The organism is Paenilisteria rustica (assembly GCF_013820765.1).
Classification (GTDB): domain Bacteria; phylum Bacillota; class Bacilli; order Lactobacillales; family Listeriaceae; genus Listeria_A; species Listeria_A rustica.
In genome coordinates, this window is sequence record NZ_JABJVM010000003.1 from 22,480 (window position 1) to 40,297 (window position 17,818).

The 17,818-nt window shown below is 43.8% G+C and carries 14 protein-coding genes; all 14 read left to right on the top strand.

Going from position 1 to position 17,818, the window contains the following annotated elements; translation table 11 throughout:
• Positions 1-94 precede the first annotated feature (94 nt).
• The 14 genes from HPK16_RS03670 to HPK16_RS03735 all read left to right on the top strand — a co-directional run bounded on the left by HPK16_RS03670 (position 95) and on the right by HPK16_RS03735 (position 17,601).
• Positions 95-4,552: an immunoglobulin-like domain-containing protein gene (locus tag HPK16_RS03670; protein ID WP_181675666.1), complete on the top strand. Its 4,458-nt coding sequence runs from the start codon at positions 95-97 to the stop codon at positions 4,550-4,552.
• Between the two features lie 378 nt (positions 4,553-4,930).
• Positions 4,931-5,422 (top strand): DUF4352 domain-containing protein, encoded by a 492-nt coding sequence (locus tag HPK16_RS03675; protein ID WP_246369238.1) that lies wholly within the window; start codon positions 4,931-4,933, stop codon positions 5,420-5,422.
• 29 nt (positions 5,423-5,451) lie between these two features.
• Entirely contained in the window at positions 5,452-6,720 is a 1,269-nt protein-coding gene (locus HPK16_RS03680) for a nucleotide sugar dehydrogenase (protein WP_181675667.1), read from the top strand.
• Between the two features lie 16 nt (positions 6,721-6,736).
• Complete coding sequence (locus tag HPK16_RS03685; RefSeq protein ID WP_181675668.1) at positions 6,737-7,387, top strand: sugar transferase; 651 nt, start codon at positions 6,737-6,739, stop codon at positions 7,385-7,387.
• 20 nt (positions 7,388-7,407) lie between these two features.
• On the top strand, positions 7,408-8,178 hold the full coding sequence (locus tag HPK16_RS03690) for a WecB/TagA/CpsF family glycosyltransferase (RefSeq protein WP_220132250.1): 771 nt from the start codon (positions 7,408-7,410) through the stop codon (positions 8,176-8,178).
• Positions 8,147-9,184 (top strand): glycosyltransferase family 4 protein, encoded by a 1,038-nt coding sequence (locus HPK16_RS03695; protein ID WP_181675669.1) that lies wholly within the window; start codon positions 8,147-8,149, stop codon positions 9,182-9,184. The genes HPK16_RS03690 and HPK16_RS03695 overlap by 32 nt, the downstream gene beginning before the upstream one ends.
• Before the next feature lie 32 nt (positions 9,185-9,216).
• Positions 9,217-9,939: a YveK family protein gene (locus HPK16_RS03700; protein WP_181675670.1), complete on the top strand. Its 723-nt coding sequence runs from the start codon at positions 9,217-9,219 to the stop codon at positions 9,937-9,939.
• Positions 9,869-10,624, top strand: a complete 756-nt coding sequence (locus tag HPK16_RS03705) for a CpsD/CapB family tyrosine-protein kinase (protein WP_343064798.1) — start codon at positions 9,869-9,871, stop codon at positions 10,622-10,624. Before HPK16_RS03700 ends, HPK16_RS03705 begins: the two co-directional genes overlap by 71 nt.
• A 32-nt stretch (positions 10,625-10,656) precedes the next feature.
• Positions 10,657-12,051: an oligosaccharide flippase family protein gene (locus HPK16_RS03710; protein WP_181675672.1), complete on the top strand. Its 1,395-nt coding sequence runs from the start codon at positions 10,657-10,659 to the stop codon at positions 12,049-12,051.
• A gap of 25 nt (positions 12,052-12,076) precedes the next feature.
• Positions 12,077-13,294, top strand: coding sequence for a hypothetical protein (locus HPK16_RS03715; RefSeq protein ID WP_181675673.1), 1,218 nt, complete (start codon positions 12,077-12,079; stop codon positions 13,292-13,294).
• A gap of 20 nt (positions 13,295-13,314) precedes the next feature.
• Positions 13,315-13,917, top strand: a complete 603-nt coding sequence (locus HPK16_RS03720) for a Crp/Fnr family transcriptional regulator (RefSeq protein ID WP_181675674.1) — start codon at positions 13,315-13,317, stop codon at positions 13,915-13,917.
• A 367-nt stretch (positions 13,918-14,284) separates the two neighbouring features.
• Positions 14,285-14,518: a type II toxin-antitoxin system RelB family antitoxin gene (gene relB / locus HPK16_RS03725; RefSeq protein WP_181675675.1), complete on the top strand. Its 234-nt coding sequence runs from the start codon at positions 14,285-14,287 to the stop codon at positions 14,516-14,518.
• Positions 14,515-14,784 carry a type II toxin-antitoxin system RelE family toxin gene (locus HPK16_RS03730; RefSeq protein WP_181675676.1) on the top strand — a complete coding sequence of 90 codons (270 nt, stop codon included), beginning with the start codon at positions 14,515-14,517 and terminating at the stop codon, positions 14,782-14,784. The genes relB and HPK16_RS03730 overlap by 4 nt, the downstream gene beginning before the upstream one ends.
• Before the next feature lie 513 nt (positions 14,785-15,297).
• Entirely contained in the window at positions 15,298-17,601 is a 2,304-nt protein-coding gene (locus HPK16_RS03735; protein WP_181675677.1) for a glycosyl hydrolase family 18 protein, read from the top strand.
• Positions 17,602-17,818 lie beyond the last annotated feature (217 nt).

The window sequence follows — 17,818 nt, forward strand, 5'->3', positions numbered from 1 at the left end:
GAGAATGTAATATGAGTGTGTTTTGAAGCTCTATCACGACAAACTGCAAATCCATGGCAAGAAAATAAATTGATTAAGAAGGAGATTATCGAACATGAGTAACAAGAAAACATTAAGAAAAGTGGCGACCGTAGTTGTGGCAGCCAACGTATTAGCAAGTACTTTTATTACGACAGTACCAGGAATGGCCTTTGCGGCAGAGAATACGGATCAAGGAACAAAAGCAGAAACGAAATTAATGGGTGGGTTAAGAGCGACAGCAACGAACTTAGTGGTCAATCCTCAATTTAGTGGATCAACTGGATGGAGCTATGGCGGAATAGGTAATCCTGGGTATCATTATTCCGTTACACCAAATGGGAATGGTTCTATAGATTTGTATACAAGGTATGATAGTGTGGGGAGTGCCGGTAGAGCGGATGCAATGCAATATATTCCTTCCATACCAGGGCATACCTATCGTGTTACCACTACGGTTACTAAAATAAGTGGAAATACAGGCTTCCATGTTTATTGTGAAGGTGAGTCCTCCACATTGGGAGCACCTATGTACGGTTCATTTCGTAGTTTGAGTGGCTCGCAAACCGGATCTTTTGATGTGACAGCGGATTCTTCTACGCTGTGGTTATGGCTAGCTACAGAGGGTAATAGTGTAGGAAGTGGTACGTATAGATTCTCTAACTTAAGTGTTGTTGACGTAACAGCTGCCGCAACCACATTAGGTACTCTCTCAACGAACAGCACAACAGCAAGCGGAAAAGGCGAACCAGGTGGAGTGGTAGTCATTAAAAACGGTGCAACCACACTTGGCACAGGAACAGTAGATACGAACGGAAATTACAGCGTGACAATTCCAAAACAACCCTACGACGCAACAGTAACGGCAACGGTAACAAGTGGTGGTAAAGACTCCTCTGCTAGCCAAAAAGTCACGCAAGGGGCTATTGTGACGCCAACGATTAATCCAATAACAACGAAAAGTATCACGGCTTCTGGAACAGGTGAACCTGGTGCCGCATTAACGTTTACAGCGAATGGTGTGGATTACACAACAACCGTTGCGGCAGATGGCACGTGGAGTGTGGCGATTCCAAAACAAGTAGTAAACACGGTCGTAGAAGCTACTTCTGTGTTGAATGGCATCTCTAGTGCGAAAGCAACTGCAACAGTCACACATAGTGGTCCAGCAACTCCTGTCTTAGACAACGTGACGAATAAATCGACGAACGTGACAGGTACAGGCGATGCTGGTAACACAATCACATTGAAAGTCAAAGATGGAGATATGACGCTTACGTACACTGGTCTTGTGGATGATTTCGGTGAATTCAGTATTCCGATTGATACACCAAATGCAGGCGCAACCGTTGATGCTATTGCGAAAGATAAGGATGGCACGCTAAGCGATAAAACAACAAAAACAGTACTGGATGTTATCGCACCAGACGCACCAACGGTTCAAGGCTTGACAGATTCTTCAACAAAAGTCATCGGTAAAGGTGAAGCGAACTGTGACGTGACAGTTACTCTTCCTTCTGGTGGAACCATTGAAGGTGTGACTGATGCAGACGGTAATTTCAGCATCACGATTCCAAAACAAGCGGTCGGTAAAGACGTATCTGTTGCCTTAACTGATGCAGCTGGTAATAAAGGTGCGGCAACAGTTGTAACGGTACAAGCAGACATCCTAGCGAACCCTACAGTAAACCGCGTATCGAACCAAGATACGAAAGTAACTGGGACAGGTGTAGCAGGCGCAACGGTGACAGTAACGGCTAATGGTAAAAACTACACAGGTACGGTAGACGCAAATGGTAACTATGAAGTAGCGATACCAAAATTAGCAGCAGGCTTAGAAGTAGCTGTACAGCAAGCGAAAGATAGCAAAACAAGTGGTGTCGTAAAAACAATCGTCCAAGATGACCGCACACCAAGCGCACCAACGGTAAGCCCAGTCAAAGATTCGGATACAAAAGCAGCAGGAACTGGAACAGCAGGTGACACGATCACTGTAACACTTCCAAATGGCGACACAGCAACAGGCGTGGTAGCACCAAACGGCACATGGTCGATCGATATCCCAGCGCAAGCTGCAGGATCAGAACTAGACGTAACGGCAACAGGACCAAACGGCAATACAAGCACGCCAACCGAAGTAACGGTAGCTCAATCACCCACAAATGGTTCATTAACAACGGGCGACTTCACGATCGGCAAAGACCAATACATCGTAGGAACCTACACAGGCGACGTGAAAAACTTCCGCGTAACCATCGGTTCTAAAGTATACACAGGCGGATCCATTGACCCAGTCAAACACACGTATACGTTCTATGCATCAGATAAAGCAGTGGAAGGACCATTCACCATCGCAGCATTAGACCAATACGGTAACGTCCTAGACACAAAAACAGCAAACATGGTCAAAGCTTCCACTCGCACACCGGTAGCGCCAACTGTGAATCCAGTCAAAGATTCCGATACAAAAGCAACAGGAACAGGCGTAGCAGGCGACACGATTACTGTGAAAACACCAGCTGGCCAAACGTACACAGGCGTTGTACCAGCAAACGGCACGTGGTCTATCACGATCCCAGCCCAACCAGCCGGCACAAAACTAGACGTAACGGCCACTACACCAGACAACAAAGTCAGCCCAGCGACAACGGTAACGGTAGCTCAAACACCACAAACAGGCACATTAACAGCCAAAGACTTCACGGTGGGCGTGGATAAAAACATCACTGGAACATTCACAGGCGATGTAAAAAACTTCCACGTAACGATTGGTTCCACTGTGTACACAGGCGGATCTGTCAATACAGACGGCACTTACAGCTTCTATGCGCTAGACAAAATCACAGCCGCAACAACAGCGACAACGTACAAAATTGAAGCATTGGACAAATACGGCAATGTCTTAAACACCAAAACAGCTAATATCATCAAAAATGGCGGCAATGTGACACCAGGCGCAGGAACAGTGGCAGCTAACGCGTTTGTCATCCACACGGATAAAAACGTAACAGGAACTCTATCCGGCGATGTGAAATCCATCAAACTTGTCTACGATGGCGTAACATACAGTGGCGGTTCGATCTCTGGCAACCAATTCACATTCTATGCCCTAGACAAAATTGTCGACAAATCCAAATCCGCACGTATCGATGGCTATGATGCGAACGGCAACAAGATCGCAACAAGCGCGATTGCCCTATCAGACAGCCAAGATTCAAGCTCGACTGTTGGTAAAGGATCCGTGACAGCGAACGATTTCAATGTCGGCGTCGATAAATACATCACAGGTGCCTACACAGGCGACGTGGTATCCATCAAAGTACGTGTAGACGGTACAACGTACACAGGTGGAACACTAAGCGCAGGTCAATACAACTTCTACGCTAGCGACAAAATCACAAGCACAAATCAAGTAGTTTATGTTGACGGCTACGACAAAAACGGCAACAAAATTGCAACATCGATTGTAAGTGTAGCCAAAGTACTACCAGCAACAACAGGAACCATCACACCAACTGTATTTAAAATTCCAGCAGATAAAACCCTCACAGCGAGCTACACAGGCGATGTGAAATCAGTAGCCGTAACAATCAACGGAACCAAATATACAGGCGGAACAGTCAGCAATGGCACAGTCAGCTTCTACATTGGCGACAAAATCACATCCACAAGCGATGTCGTGAAAATCGAAGCTATCGACGCATACGCTCGTGTCCTAGATACAAAAAATGTAGTCATCCAAAGCTCAGTTGTGATTCCAAATACAGTCACACCAGCAGCCTTCACAATCGGAAGCAGCTATTTAACAGGAACTTACTCTGGAAACGTGAAAACAGTCCAAGTGAAAATCAACGGAACGATGTATTCTGGCGGAACAGTAGCTGACGGTAACATCAATTTCTACATCGGCAACAAAGTAACGTCGACATCAGACAGCGTCATCATCTATGGTTACGATGCAAATGGCACACAAGTAGACATGAAAACAGTCACAGTATTGAACCCAGCAAAAGGTGTAGGAACAGTCACACCAGCCGTTTACACAACACCAGGTGACACAAACCTAGTTGGAACATACACAGGCGACGTAAAATCCATCATCGTAACAGTCAACGGAACTGACTACACAGGTGGAACACTAGACAACGGTAACTTCACCTTCTGGATGGGCACAAAAGTAACATCCGCATCCGATGTTGTAACAATCAAAGGTCTAGACGCTAACAAAAACGTCATCGACACAAAAACAGTGATAGTGAAAGCCGCAACACCAGCGGTAGGAACAATCGCACCAGCAAGTTTCTCACTAAAAACAAGTGCTGTAACAGGCACATACACAGGTGAGGCAAAAGCCATCCGTGTAACAGTAAATGGTGTGGCATCAGCAGTTGGCGGTACCGTATCAGGCGGTAACTTTAACTACTACGTTGGCATCAAATCAAAAATCACATCCAAAGACGATGTCGTAAAAGTAGCACTTATCGACAAAAACGGCCTTGTGATGGATGAACAAAACCTAACAATCGTAGACTAATCAACTAGTTTTCAAGGAAAGACCGAAAAAAGGAGGGAAGGGATGCACACGTATTCCTTCCTTCTAATTTAAAGAAATACCCACGCTACTATTTAGGTATATATCGCAATAACCATACAGAAAAACATACATTTTTTTCAAATCTGCAAAAATAGTATTGTTCACAAAAGGTTCAAAAAGAAGCAAATACGCTCCTCATAAAAAAGTGTGAACAGTCTTTCTTATAATAAATAGGAATATTTTTTTAAAACGGTACGTATAGTCGAATGCCTTATAAAAACCCACTGAAAACAGCAAAATCAGAACGGGTGTATACTACATTTATTCCAACAGGACAACCACTAAAACAAGCAACTAACAGAAAGGAAGATATAACTAATGAAAAAGAAAATGGCGATGATACTCTCGGCTTGCACACTCGTTGCAGGACTTACAGCTTGCGGAAATACAGCGGACACATCAGACAAAACAAACGATGCTAAAGTAGAACAAAAACAAGTAAAAAATGAGGTTGGCAAAACAGTCGAAACAAGCGACTTAAATCTACAAGTTAAATCTGTAACAAGCGGCTACGCAGAATCAAAGGACAAATCCAAACAAATGCTCATCGTTGAAATGAACATTAAAAACACATCTAAACAAGAAAGTGGCGCAGGTGCCGCAGACTTCCGCGTCAAAGCAGATAACGGTAAAACATACGAGGTATATGGCATGGAAGCGAAGAACTTCGGCGCAGCGATCCCAGCAGGCAAATCACTCATTGGTAAAGGCTACTACGAAATTCCAAAAGATACAAAATCCGTGACATTCTATTACGCACCAGCAGGCGATATCAAAGGACAATGGACACTGACAGTTCCCGCAAAATAAATTTTAAGAAAAGGTAAGGTGTGCAGGATATGAAAATAACGACAATCGGTTTAGGTTACATTGGGCTTCCTACTTCCATTTTATTTGCAACACATGGTCATCAAGTGGTGGGTGTAGACGTTAGCCCGACTGTTGTAGAGAAATTAAATCAAGGTTTTATTCATATTGAAGAAGAAGGATTACAAGCGCTGTACAATGAAGCGCTCGCCATTGGAAATTTTGAAGCGGCGCTGACACCAGCGCATGCAGATGCTTATATTGTGGCTGTCCCAACGCCGAACATGGAGGATCGTTACAAATCCTGTGACCTATCTTATGTGGAATCGGCTATCCGTAGCATTATTCCTTACTTGACGGCTGGTAATATCGTCATTGTGGAGTCTACGATTGCACCGCGTACGATGGAAGATGTCGTGCAACCGATGCTCGAACAGGCTGGATTCACGATTGGTGAAGATCTTTACTTGGCGCATTGCCCAGAGCGTGTGTTACCAGGGAACATCGCTTACGAATTAGTGTATAATCCGCGCATTATCGGTGGCGTGACGCCGAATTGTACAGCGCAGACCAAGGCGGTTTATCAGACGGTTGTGCAAGGCGAGCTCATCGAGGCAACCGCGAGCGAGGCTGAACTTAGCAAGCTGATGGAAAATACGTATCGTGATGTCAATATCGCGCTGGCCAATGAACTCGCAAAAATCGGCACAGACTTACACATCAATGCGTTAAAAGTGATCGAGATGGCGAATCGTCATCCGCGTGTCAATCTTCATTCCCCAGGTCCAGGCGTTGGAGGGCACTGCTTAGCGGTTGATCCTTACTTCGTCGCAGCGGCTTCTCCTGATTTTTCTCCCCTGATTCAAACAGCGCGTGAAATCAACAGTTCGATGCCAGCTTTTGTGGTAGATGCAACGAAGCAACTGATGCAAGAAGCGCCGACGAATAAAATAACGGTATTCGGTTTAACGTATAAAGGAAACATTGATGATACACGCGAAAGCCCGGCGATGGAAATTGCCGAGATGCTAGCGTTTCAAGGTTTTGATGTTGCGGCGTATGACCCGCATGTCGCGAGTGCCACGCTAACAATTGAGGAGGCATGTCAAGATAGTTCGCTAATTTTAGTGTTGACTGACCATTTTGAATTTCAAATTATTGATTCTAAAGCGACAGCAAAAATGGCAGCTCCTCGTGTGTTCGATACGAAGAATGTTGTAAAGACGTTGGCTAGTGATGTGACACGTATGGATTTCGGTTCGATGTACACTTACATGCAAACTGCGCTCGCAAAACAATAAGGGACGGTGTGAAACAATGTATTATGAAGAATTAGATAAAATACAAAAGATAAAGCCGAAGCAAAATAGCGCACAAATAAAATTCATTCGTGCTTTCGATATCATCTGCGCTTTACTTGCGATTTTAATCTCTCTACCTGTGACACTTATTATTGCTGTTCTCATCAAAGTAGAGAGCTGGCACGATCCGATTTTTTTTAAACAGACACGGATTGGCAAAGACGGTAAAAGCTTTGGAATGTATAAATTCCGATCGATGCATGTGGATGCAGAGGCGAAATTAGACGCGTTGCTTGCTCAAAATGAAATGCAAGGAGCGATGTTTAAAATGAAAGACGATCCGCGGATTACGAAGGTTGGCCGCTTTATCCGAAAAACGAGCTTAGATGAGTTCCCACAATTTTTGAATGTGCTACGTGGTGAGATGAGTTTTGTTGGGCCACGACCGCCGCTTGCTCGAGAAGTTGCGGAATATAGCGATTATGATTTGCAACGCCTCGCGATTACGCCTGGTTGTACGGGTTTGTGGCAAGTGAGTGGCCGGAATACGCTCAGTTTTGAAGAGATGGTGGAATTGGATTTGAAGTATATTCGGGAGCAGTCTATCTTACTGAATATTAAAATTATAATGCTTACGTTTAAAGAATTTGCCGGAAAAGGCATGTAGGAAAGAGGCTGAAAGATAGAATGCGAATCCAGTTACTTGGAAGCGAATTAGATGCGTTAACGATGGAACAGACGGTGGCGAGAGTCGATGAGATTATTCAAATCGGGAAACCGGTACAGCATGTGGTGATTAACGCGAATAAGATTAACTTGATGCAAAAAGATGCGGAACTGCGCGCGATTGTGAATCGTTCGCCGCTGATTAATGCGGACGGCGCGTCGATTTTGATGGCGGCTAAGCTGTTAGGGCTGGACGTGCCGGAACGTGTGGCGGGCATTGATTTGATGGACGAGGTGTTGAAACTTGCCAATGCGCGAAAGTACAAAGTGTTTTTCTTCGGTGCAACGGAGGAAGTGGTGCGTAAAGTGGTGATGGCGAGCAGCAAGAAATACCGGGATGTGCAGATTGTTGGGCATGAAAATGGGTATTTTGAGGATGCGATGTCGGATCAGATTGCGGATGATATTCGGGAGAGTCAGGCAGATATTGTGTTTGTGGCTTTCTCAAGTCCGAAGAAAGAGTTTTGGATTCATGAGCAGTTGGAACGCATGGATGTGCCGTTTGTGATGGGTGTCGGCGGAAGCTTTGATGTGATTGCGGGCAAGACGAAACGGGCGCCGCGTTGGATGCAAAAGACTGGTTTGGAGTGGTTTTACCGCTTTATTCAGGAGCCGATTCGGATGTTCGAACGCTATATTGGCGGTAATTTCATTTTTCTTGGCCATGTACTAAAGGCAAAAAAGAAAGCAGGAATGAAGGATGCGTATCTTAATGATCGGGCCGGACGCTGAATCCAAAGGTGGGATTGCGACGGTGATTGCGAATTTCAAACAGTATTTTCAGTCTACGGAAAACGAGATAAGCTACTTGGCAACCTGGAAAGAAGGTTCCTTGGTAACGCGAATGAAAGCGACATGGCAATCGATTTTCCAGATTCGGTCGCGGATTCGTCAGGAAAACATTGATATTGTGCATGTGCATATGGCGCAGCACGGTAGTTTTTATCGCAAAGCGTTGTTGATTTTGCGGGCGAAGAAGGATTGTAAGGTCGTGCTACACATGCACGCGTCCCAATTTGACGTTTTTTATAACGAGAGTAACAAGGTGACGCGAAAATATATACGCTATATCTTGAGTAAGGCGGATGAAGTTGTGGTGCTGAGTGATGAGTGGGCGCAATTTTACAATGGATTGACGAGCGTTCCGGTTCGTGTGATTGAGAACGCGGTTGCGATGCCGGCTTCGAACAACTACAATAGTGACGCAAAAAATATCGTCATGTTTGGGCGTATCGGCGAGCGTAAAGGCAGTTATGATGTGCTTGCGGTTGCGAAAACGATGCAACAACGATTTCCAGATGTGCGGTTTTACTTATATGGTGATGGCGAGCTCGAGAAAGTCGCGGCTCAAATCGAGGCAGAACAACTCGGAAACGTGATATTAGGTGGCTGGATTGGTGCGGAGGACAAGGAGAAAATTTTGCAACAGGCAGTCTTGCATCTTTTACCGTCTTATCATGAAGGACTCCCAATGGCGATTTTGGAAACGATGGCGTATGGGATTCCGAACCTGAGTACAACGGTTGGTGGGATTCCGCAAGCGATTCAAGATGGCGTGAATGGGATGCTGATGGAAGCTGGCGACACGAAGCAACTGGAAGCGAAACTGACTGCCTTTTTAGAGGATGAAGCGATGCGCGAACAATATTCCAAAGCGGCTTTTGCAACGATTCAACAACGATTTGCGATACCGGCGTACCAACAGAAATGGGAACAAATCTACACACAGATGAAATAAAAAGCGGGAACGAATAGGTGAGGAGAGAGCAGATGGATACCTTATTTAGTATGAAAGATATGTTTGCGATTTTGAAGAAAAGCTGGTTATGGATTGTGTCTTTTGCGATTGGAGGGCTTTTGACGGCAGTACTTATCATTTATTTCTTTTTAACGCCCGTGTATTCCATGAATAGCCAAGTTTTAGTGGCGCAAACGGATCAGAATGAAAATGCGGTTTCGCAGAATGCGGAAGTGCAGGCGAATCTACAGCTTGTGAATACGTATCGTGTGCTTATCAAAAGCCCGCGTGTCCTTAACGAAGTCGAAAAAAATATGGATGACGCCTACACGCTCACGGAATTAGGCAATAAAATAACCGTAACAACCGAGCAAGATTCCCAAGTCATGAATATAACTGTCACGGATAAAGATCCAGAAGTGGCGGCAGAAATAGCGAATGAAACAGCAAAAGCCTTTCAAAAAGTGACGCCAAAAGTCATGAAAGTAGATAATATCAATATTTTAGCCGAAGCAAAACCAGCCTCAGACACGACAGCGATTAGCCCAAAACCGTTCTTAATAGCGCTTGTTGGACTGTTTGGTGGGGCATTACTCGGTGTGGTTATTGCCTTCATGCGCAACCTACTGAGCAATCGTTTTAAAGAGGATAAAGACCTTGACATGTTAGGTGTACCAATGCTTGGTGCGGTGGGTAAATTACCAGATTGTAGACCAGATAACGAGAAAGGAACCGGTGAAAGCGATGAGAAGTAAACAATTTCGAGATAAATCATCCGGCAAAGATAAACTAGTAACGAAATATGAATCCCAGTCAGCGTATGCAGAATCATTCCGTTATATCCGCGCCAACATTGATTTTGCGGGCATCGATCAAGACTACAAGGCGATTATGATAACGTCTCCCGATCCTGACTCTGGAAAATCATTAATATCGAGTAATTTGGCCGTGACTTACGCCGCGCTAGGCAAAAAAACATTACTTATTGACCTCGATTTGCGAAAACCAACCGCGCATAAAATTTTCCCAGAGTGCTATTCTTCCTACGGTTTGACAGGATTTTTACAAGGTGTTGTTGGCAAAGAAGAAGCGATTGTAGCCTCGGAAGTACCACATTTATCGGTGCTCCCAGTCGGCATTACACCAGCCGACCCCGCAGCGCTCCTCAATTCCGCGAAGATGCAGAAGCTCTACGAAGAACTTTACACGGAATATGACCGAATTATCATTGATACGCCGCCGGTCATGGCTGTTGCCGACGCGCAAACCATTGCCGCTTGGGTGGACGGAACGATTTTGATTATACGAAATAACTACACGAAGCAAGAAAACGCCAAAAAAGCATTGCAAAAACTCGAAGTCGCCGGTACAAAAGTGATTGGCACGATTTTCAACAACACAAATATGAAAATGAAGGCTTACTATTACGGCAATAACTAAAAATCTACGTATGGAAAAGGAATGGCTTGTCTATGCAACGTTATAAGAAATTAGGTTGGAATACATTCATCATTGGGCTGGGTAGTATGGGAAGTAAGTTCATGATTTTTCTTCTAGTCCCGTTTTATACATTTTACTTATCACCAGCAGAGTACGGGCAAGCCGATGTGATCATGATGACCGTCTCGATTCTCATCCCGATTGTCACACTGAGCATCGCGGACGGGGTTTTCCGCTACACGATGGAAAAAGCGAGTACAAAACAAGTATTCAGCTCCGGTTGTGCGATTCTTCTCGTCGCCGGACTCATCCTCATCCTCCTAACACCACTTTTGAAAAACATCCCACTCATCCAGAATTACTACTGGCTTTTCCTCCTTTTACTGATTGTCCAGCTATGGAACACCTTATTTCAACAACAAGTCCGCGCGAATGGAAAATTGATGCTGTATTCCGTCTCCGGTTTGCTGATGTCGGTCTTACTGCTCCTGGCGAACGTTGTCTTCCTGAAGTATCTTGACCTCGGCGTCGCTGGCTATTTGTACGCCAACCTACTCGCGTTCGGCTTCAACACGATCTGCCTATTCTTCGGAGCCAAGCTGTATCGCCTCTTTTCTTTCCGAGCCATCAACAAAGCCTTGCTCAAAAAGATGCTATTCTACTCCCTTCCGCTGATTCCTAACGCGATTTTGTGGTGGGTGATGCAGGTCTCCGATCGTTACATCTTAACTTTTTTCCTCGGCGTCGCAGCAAACGGTCTTTACACGGTGGCTGCTAAAATCCCTAGCTTATTATCGATGCTCAATACCGTGTTTTTCCAAGCGTGGAGCATCACGGCCATTGGGGACAAAATTAAAAGCAATGATGGCTTTTTCGCCGGCGTGTTCACGATTTTTTCAAGTTTATTTTTCATCACGACGGGCGTTATCTTACTGATTGTACAACCGATGGCAGGCGTTTTATTTTCAAATGCGTACCAAAATGTGTGGCAATTTGTCCCGTTTCTGCTCATCGCCGTGACATTATCGAGCTTCTCCAGTTTCCTAGAAGTTTCCTACATGGCCGAGAAAAAGACGAAACAATTAGTCCTAACTACGCTAAAAGGAGGCATCGTCAACATCAGCTTATCCTTTCTGCTCATCCCATTCATCGGCATTATCGGCGCTTCGATCGCGACGCTCATCGGTTTCCTCATCACCTGGTTACTTCGCATGAAACAAACCCATTTCTTCCAACAAATCGAATTCAAAAGTCTGTTTTGGATTAGTTTCCTGCTTCTAGTCGCACAAAGCGTTTACGTATCTGTGTGTAGCCTCCCAAATTGGTGGATCCAAGGCGCATTTGCCATCAGTCTACTCGTTTGTCAAAGCATGCTTCTCCGTAAAAAATTAGCAATGCGACGAAGCGCGGCAGAGTTAGCTAAATAAGTAGAAAGGACGTGGTGAATCCCACATGATGTTGTTTATGATTCTCTTTTTATTCGCGATATTTTCCAGTTTGTTGGAGACCATCAATCCGGTACTCGGGTATGTCACAGAAGTTATCGTTTTTGGCTTCATGGTGGCGGCCTTCATCAAACTGCTATTTCTTGAAAAAGGACAAGTCAAAACACTGGATGGTTGGGCAATCGCCACGCTTTTATTATGTAGCGGATTTTGCCTGATTGCTTTCATCCCGAACGTATTTAACGACGCGCATAATACGATTTTGATGCAAGTCTACACGTTTTTCAGCATGACGAAATTTTTATTACTCTTTTATTGTGGGCGAATTTTATTGAAAAACACGCGCTTTCAATCGACGATACCCTGGATGAAACGGATTGCTTGGAGTTTTAGCCTCCTTTGTTCGGGAATCTATTTGCTGAATCTTGTTTTCCCAATCATGACTGGTTTTGATATTCGTTTCGGAATGTCCACGTACGCTTACGGCTTCGGTCATCCGGCACCGTTTAGCATGGTCGTGATTTTATTTACCGTATTGATGGTATTTTTCTCCCTGATTCAAAAAACACGATTGCCATATCTGTATCTTCTATTGAACTTATTTTTAGTATTTACAGCTGGAAGAAGCACGGCGATTGGTATTTATGTCTGCCTGTTTTTACTATTATTGCTTTTCCCATATATCAAACGTTTGCCGGCTTATATCTATGTCTTGCTCGGGGGCTTTCTCGTTTGGTTTAGCTGGGATCGAATCGCAGCCCAATTCGGAGCAGGAAATACCGAAGCGCGCGGTGTGTTACTACGTACATCTGTGGAGATTGCGGACAAACACATGCCATTTGGCGCGGGTCTTGGCATGTTTGGCTCTAACGCTTCTCGTCTCCATTATTCCCCGCTTTACTGGGAATATCAGATATCGCGTGTATGGGGTCTATCGAGCATCAATCCAGCCTTTATCACGGATTCTTATTGGGCCATGATTATTGGCGAAACGGGCATACTTGGCGTGATTTTTTTAATCGCTCTGTTCATCGTGACGGCATTTGCGATTATACGATTGACGAGTGGCAATTTTAAAATCAAATTAATGGTTGTCTTTCCGTTTTTGTATGCCCTATGCACAAGCCCTGTCGATACATTACTAGTATCTGGGAGCATTGTCAGCGTGATGATGGCGGTTCTGTACATGATGTCATTATCTAAAGAGGTCGCAGAAAACGAATAAAATGAAAGGGGGATTATGCATTGGAAAAACATAGAATCATTGCATTGAAAAAAGGAGATATTTTGAGGGAGCGTGGGGATTATATCGTCATATCAGGGTATCTCATTTGTAAATTAAGTAGACAGCTTATTCATTTTGTGAATACAGGCGATTTTATTACGACGGATATGACATTTGCTAACGATATCTTTCATTATGAGGCTAGATCGAACGTTCAACTCATTCTTGTAGAGGATGGAAGCATCAGAGAAGCGCGCGAGAAACGAGAAATTTTACAGAAAAAAACGATGATGTGCCTTGCCAGGCGGATGGATTTATTTTTAGAACCCGTGGGACGACGCTTCTCCATGTTTGTTTATCAGGCCGGCGCGGAAGTAGGCATGGTGCAGGACAATACTTGCCAACTACCACCCATACTAACGCACCAAGAGATGGCGAAGTATATCGGTTGTACGAGGGAATACCTATGCGGCTTGCGTAGAAAACTCATTAAAACGGGGAAAATGGTTGACGGAAAAGGTTGGATTTTATTAGATTGGGATGAATGGGAAAGGGAGGCATATTTATTTTATAATCTACCTGAGGTTTTAGAAGCAGAGAAATCACTAGATAGACAGGTATAGCCCTTCCTTTATATTTAGATATATAAGAAAGTAAGATTCGCTTTTTTGGGAAAGGAAAAGTTGGAAAAGCATATCTCCCCTTTAGGGTGGGAACATATTAATTTTTTAGGCGAATATCATTTTCCTGCCACCGATGAGAAACTATTTCAATCATTAAAACCGCTAGATATTTAAATTGAGAAGCCAAGTAAACCAATTGCTATCTAAAGGTTTGCTTGGCTTTTTAAAATTCCTTAGCGTTGTAAATCTGCACTTTGCTCTCTCTACCCCTACAAGAGCTTCTATACCATGAACACAAATGTGTTGCAACACATTTGTGTTCATGGTATGATATATACATAGATAATAGAGTGAGGAGGGATTAATAATGGCTACAATAACCGTTCGCGTTTCAGATGTGGAAAAAAAGTTTCTGGATGAAATGGCGAAATTTGAAGGGAAAAGCCTATCTGACTTACTAAAAACTACGACACTTGAATCGTTGGAAGATGAATATGATGCTCGTGTTGCTGATTATGCATACGAAGAATATTTAAAACAGCCTAAATCGCGCCCTTTATCAGATCTCATGTCAGAATACGGATTGGATGACAATGAATGAGCTATCAAGTCAGAACAACACATTACTTCGAAAAACAGTTATCCAAGTTAGACAAACAAGTCAGCCGTAACATTCTGAAATGGCTATCAAAACATATTGACGGCGGAGATAATCCACGAGTAAGTGGAAAGCCCTTATTGGGAAATCATGCCGGGCAGTGGAGATATCGTATTGGCGATTACCGCGTTATTTGTAAAATTGATGGTAACGAACTAATTGTACTTGCCTTGGAAGTTGGTCATAGGAAACAAGTATATAAAAAATAAATTTTGCGTAAAATGCTAAATAAAGGAGCTTCTATCTAGTGACAGGATGGAAGCTTCGATTTGTCATGCCTAATGTTGGTATATTAAAAGTAAGATCTATCCATTATATTAATTTTGCCTAGAGTGTGTGACTTTTGAAATAAGTCATATTATAGAAAATATAACTTGTGATTTTATAAACAAAAATAACTAAAAACCTGATAAAAATCCAGCTAATAACTAATTTAAGAAATAATAAATGCTTTTTGAAGTCTATAATTAGAATATAAATCCAACCTGTGTAAATAAAATCCATACCGTGTAAGTTGTGTGTGTAACAAAAATTACACTAAAATCGCTTTGTTAACGCTTTCTTATTTGGCACAATACTTGCATATTATACAGTTGTCCAGAATTTAGTACACGATTAAAGGGGGAGCTAGCGGGAAGACTTTTTGAAATTCTGGGTTTAGAAATTGCAGAGAACGTAGGCATACCGTAAGCAGAACGCAAAAATTATGAAGAGGTGAAGAAATGAAAAAGGTAACAAAGAGGGTTGTAAGTGTAGTCTCGGTGTTGTTGTTAGTCGTTTCGTTATTTGCGTCATCCGTTCTAGGTAGTGTAGGGAATTCTTCTGTGAAAGCTAAAGCCGCAACCACATCGCAATACAGAAACGTGATGTATTATGGAGATTGGTCCATTTGGGGCGGGGAAGGCCAGTTTTATCCGAAAGATATACCAGCAGAGCAATTGACACATCTAAACTTTGCGTTTCTTGATTTCGATAGTAACGGAAACTTGAAATTCACTGATAAAGATGCAGCAGTTGGCGCACCAGTTGGGCAAGATGGAGTTCAATGGGGCGGAGCAAATGCGGGTATTTTAAATGCCTTACAAGAGTTGAGAGCTAAAAATCCGAATATGAAAATCGGTATCTCTATCGGCGGTTGGTCGAAATCTGGTGACTTCTCTGCAATCGGAGAAAATGCCACAGCTCGTGCTAATTTTGTAAGTAATGTTATGAAATTTATCAAATATACAAATATGGATTTTGTTGATTTAGATTGGGAATATCCTGCATCCGTTCGTGCCGCTGACTTAGTGGATAATAAGAACGATGAAGGTACGCCAAATGCAAAACCTGCGGATAAACAAAACTATATTACGCTTCTTCAAGACTTGCGCACGGCTTTAGATAAGCAAGGCGTAGATGTGAAGAAAAAATATGAACTATCTGTAGCTCTACCAGCGTCTCAAGGCATGCTTGCAAACGGTGTCGATGTGGCGAAACTTTTCAATGTTGTTGATTTTGCGAATATCATGACGTACGATATGAACGGTGCTTGGACTCCGAATAGTGCGCATCATACGGCGCTTTACGGTAACCCAGCGGATCCTAATTATAGCGATGGTTTCTCTGTAGACCAAACCGTGAAATATCTGAAGAGCCAAGGCGCAGCATCTGAAAAAATCGTTGTCGGCGCAGCATTCTATACACGTGGTTGGAACAAAGTGGAAGCGGGTACAAGTACTACGCAACCAGGACTTTTCCAAGCAGCTACAAAAAATAACAAAGATGCAGACTTAGGTGCAACATACGGCGCGCCAAACGAAAAACCGTTAGCAACTGGTGACGGTGGTCGTGCAGGCGGAGTTTGGGCATATAAGAGCATCGACGCTTTGAAAGCTAAATCGCCAACTTTAGTCGAATACTGGGATGACGTGGCAAAAGCGCCATATCTATACAGCAAAACGACTGGCGAATTCTACACGTATGACAATGTTCGTTCTGTCACTGCCAAAGCGCAATACGTGAAAGATAACAATTTGGGCGGAATGATTTCGTGGATGCAATCACAAGATAAACCAACCACGTCAACAAAACGCGACGAATTAACAAAAGCCATTAAAGAAGGATTGTTCGGCGCCGGAGCACTTGCAGCAAACACAATCATCTATTCAAACCTAAACGTAGAAGCCACTGTAGCGCCATATAGCGAAAACGGTGTCGGCTATGAAATCACGATCAAAAACAAAGAAGTAGCGAACGAAACAAATGAGGTTCTGCAAGCAACCGAATTTGCAGCAGAAACCGTGAAATTACCGAAGTTCTATATTCCTGTAAAAGCTGGCGAAACATTGACGGCCGGGGATTATAAAGCTGGTACAGTAGCGACTGCCAATGGTTACACAACCATTGATTTGGCGTCCGTTTACGATGCACAACAAATTCCGCAAGGTGCCACGTATACATTCCGATTGAAATCCAATCTAGCATCTGTAAACGTGAATAACATTGCGAATATCTCGTTAACACAACGCATGTCTAAAGCTGGAACAGAGCTTGGCAAACAAGTTATTTTTGGCGGAGGCGCGGTTGTTCCTGATCCTAGCGATACAGTAGCACCAACAGCTCCAACGAATTTAGCAACAGTAGCAGCGAACGTGACAGATGTAGCGGTTCCATTAAGTTGGACAGCCGCAACGGATAATGTAGGAGTAGCAGGTTACAAAGTGTATCGCAATGGTACCGAAGTGGCGACTGTTTCTGGAACAACTTACACAGACACAGGCCTAACAGCTTCAACGGCTTATTCGTATACTGTAAAAGCGTATGACGTAGCGGGCAACGTTTCGCCAACAAGCGCGACTCTTTCCGTAACAACAAAAGCTGGTACAGTAACACCGCCAGTTGGAACAGGTACGTGGAGTTCTACAGCTGTCTATAATCAAAATGATCAAGTGACTTATAACGGTCACACATATAAAGCAAAATGGTGGACGCAAGGTGATGTACCTGGGGCTGAACAGTGGGGCCCATGGGAACTAGTTATCTAGTCGCGTGACGACAAACGCTCACTTTCGTCGTTAAAAGCTCCGTTCCGATGCTCACGTACAGTCGTACGCTCCGCTTCGGTACTCGCTTTTGCCTAGAAATTAAGCATTTGTCGTCCCGCTCCCTGTTTTGCGGGGAGACTTGAAAACCGGATTTAGGGAAGTGGGGGAGTTATTGGCTCTCCTGCTTTTTGTTGTTCTATTGAGTAGAGGGAAGTGA

Coding starts and splice junctions, on each gene's coding strand:
- HPK16_RS03710 (WP_181675672.1), top strand. CDS start 10,657: ATGCAACGTTATAAGAAATTAGGTTGGAATACATTCATCATTGGGCTG.
- HPK16_RS03730 (WP_181675676.1), top strand. CDS start 14,515: ATGAGCTATCAAGTCAGAACAACACATTACTTCGAAAAACAGTTATCC.
- HPK16_RS03690 (WP_220132250.1), top strand. CDS start 7,408: ATGCGAATCCAGTTACTTGGAAGCGAATTAGATGCGTTAACGATGGAA.
- HPK16_RS03675 (WP_246369238.1), top strand. CDS start 4,931: ATGAAAAAGAAAATGGCGATGATACTCTCGGCTTGCACACTCGTTGCA.
- HPK16_RS03715 (WP_181675673.1), top strand. CDS start 12,077: ATGATGTTGTTTATGATTCTCTTTTTATTCGCGATATTTTCCAGTTTG.
- HPK16_RS03670 (WP_181675666.1), top strand. CDS start 95: ATGAGTAACAAGAAAACATTAAGAAAAGTGGCGACCGTAGTTGTGGCA.
- relB (WP_181675675.1), top strand. CDS start 14,285: ATGGCTACAATAACCGTTCGCGTTTCAGATGTGGAAAAAAAGTTTCTG.
- HPK16_RS03680 (WP_181675667.1), top strand. CDS start 5,452: ATGAAAATAACGACAATCGGTTTAGGTTACATTGGGCTTCCTACTTCC.
- HPK16_RS03685 (WP_181675668.1), top strand. CDS start 6,737: ATGTATTATGAAGAATTAGATAAAATACAAAAGATAAAGCCGAAGCAA.
- HPK16_RS03735 (WP_181675677.1), top strand. CDS start 15,298: ATGAAAAAGGTAACAAAGAGGGTTGTAAGTGTAGTCTCGGTGTTGTTG.
- HPK16_RS03695 (WP_181675669.1), top strand. CDS start 8,147: ATGCGTATCTTAATGATCGGGCCGGACGCTGAATCCAAAGGTGGGATT.
- HPK16_RS03700 (WP_181675670.1), top strand. CDS start 9,217: ATGGATACCTTATTTAGTATGAAAGATATGTTTGCGATTTTGAAGAAA.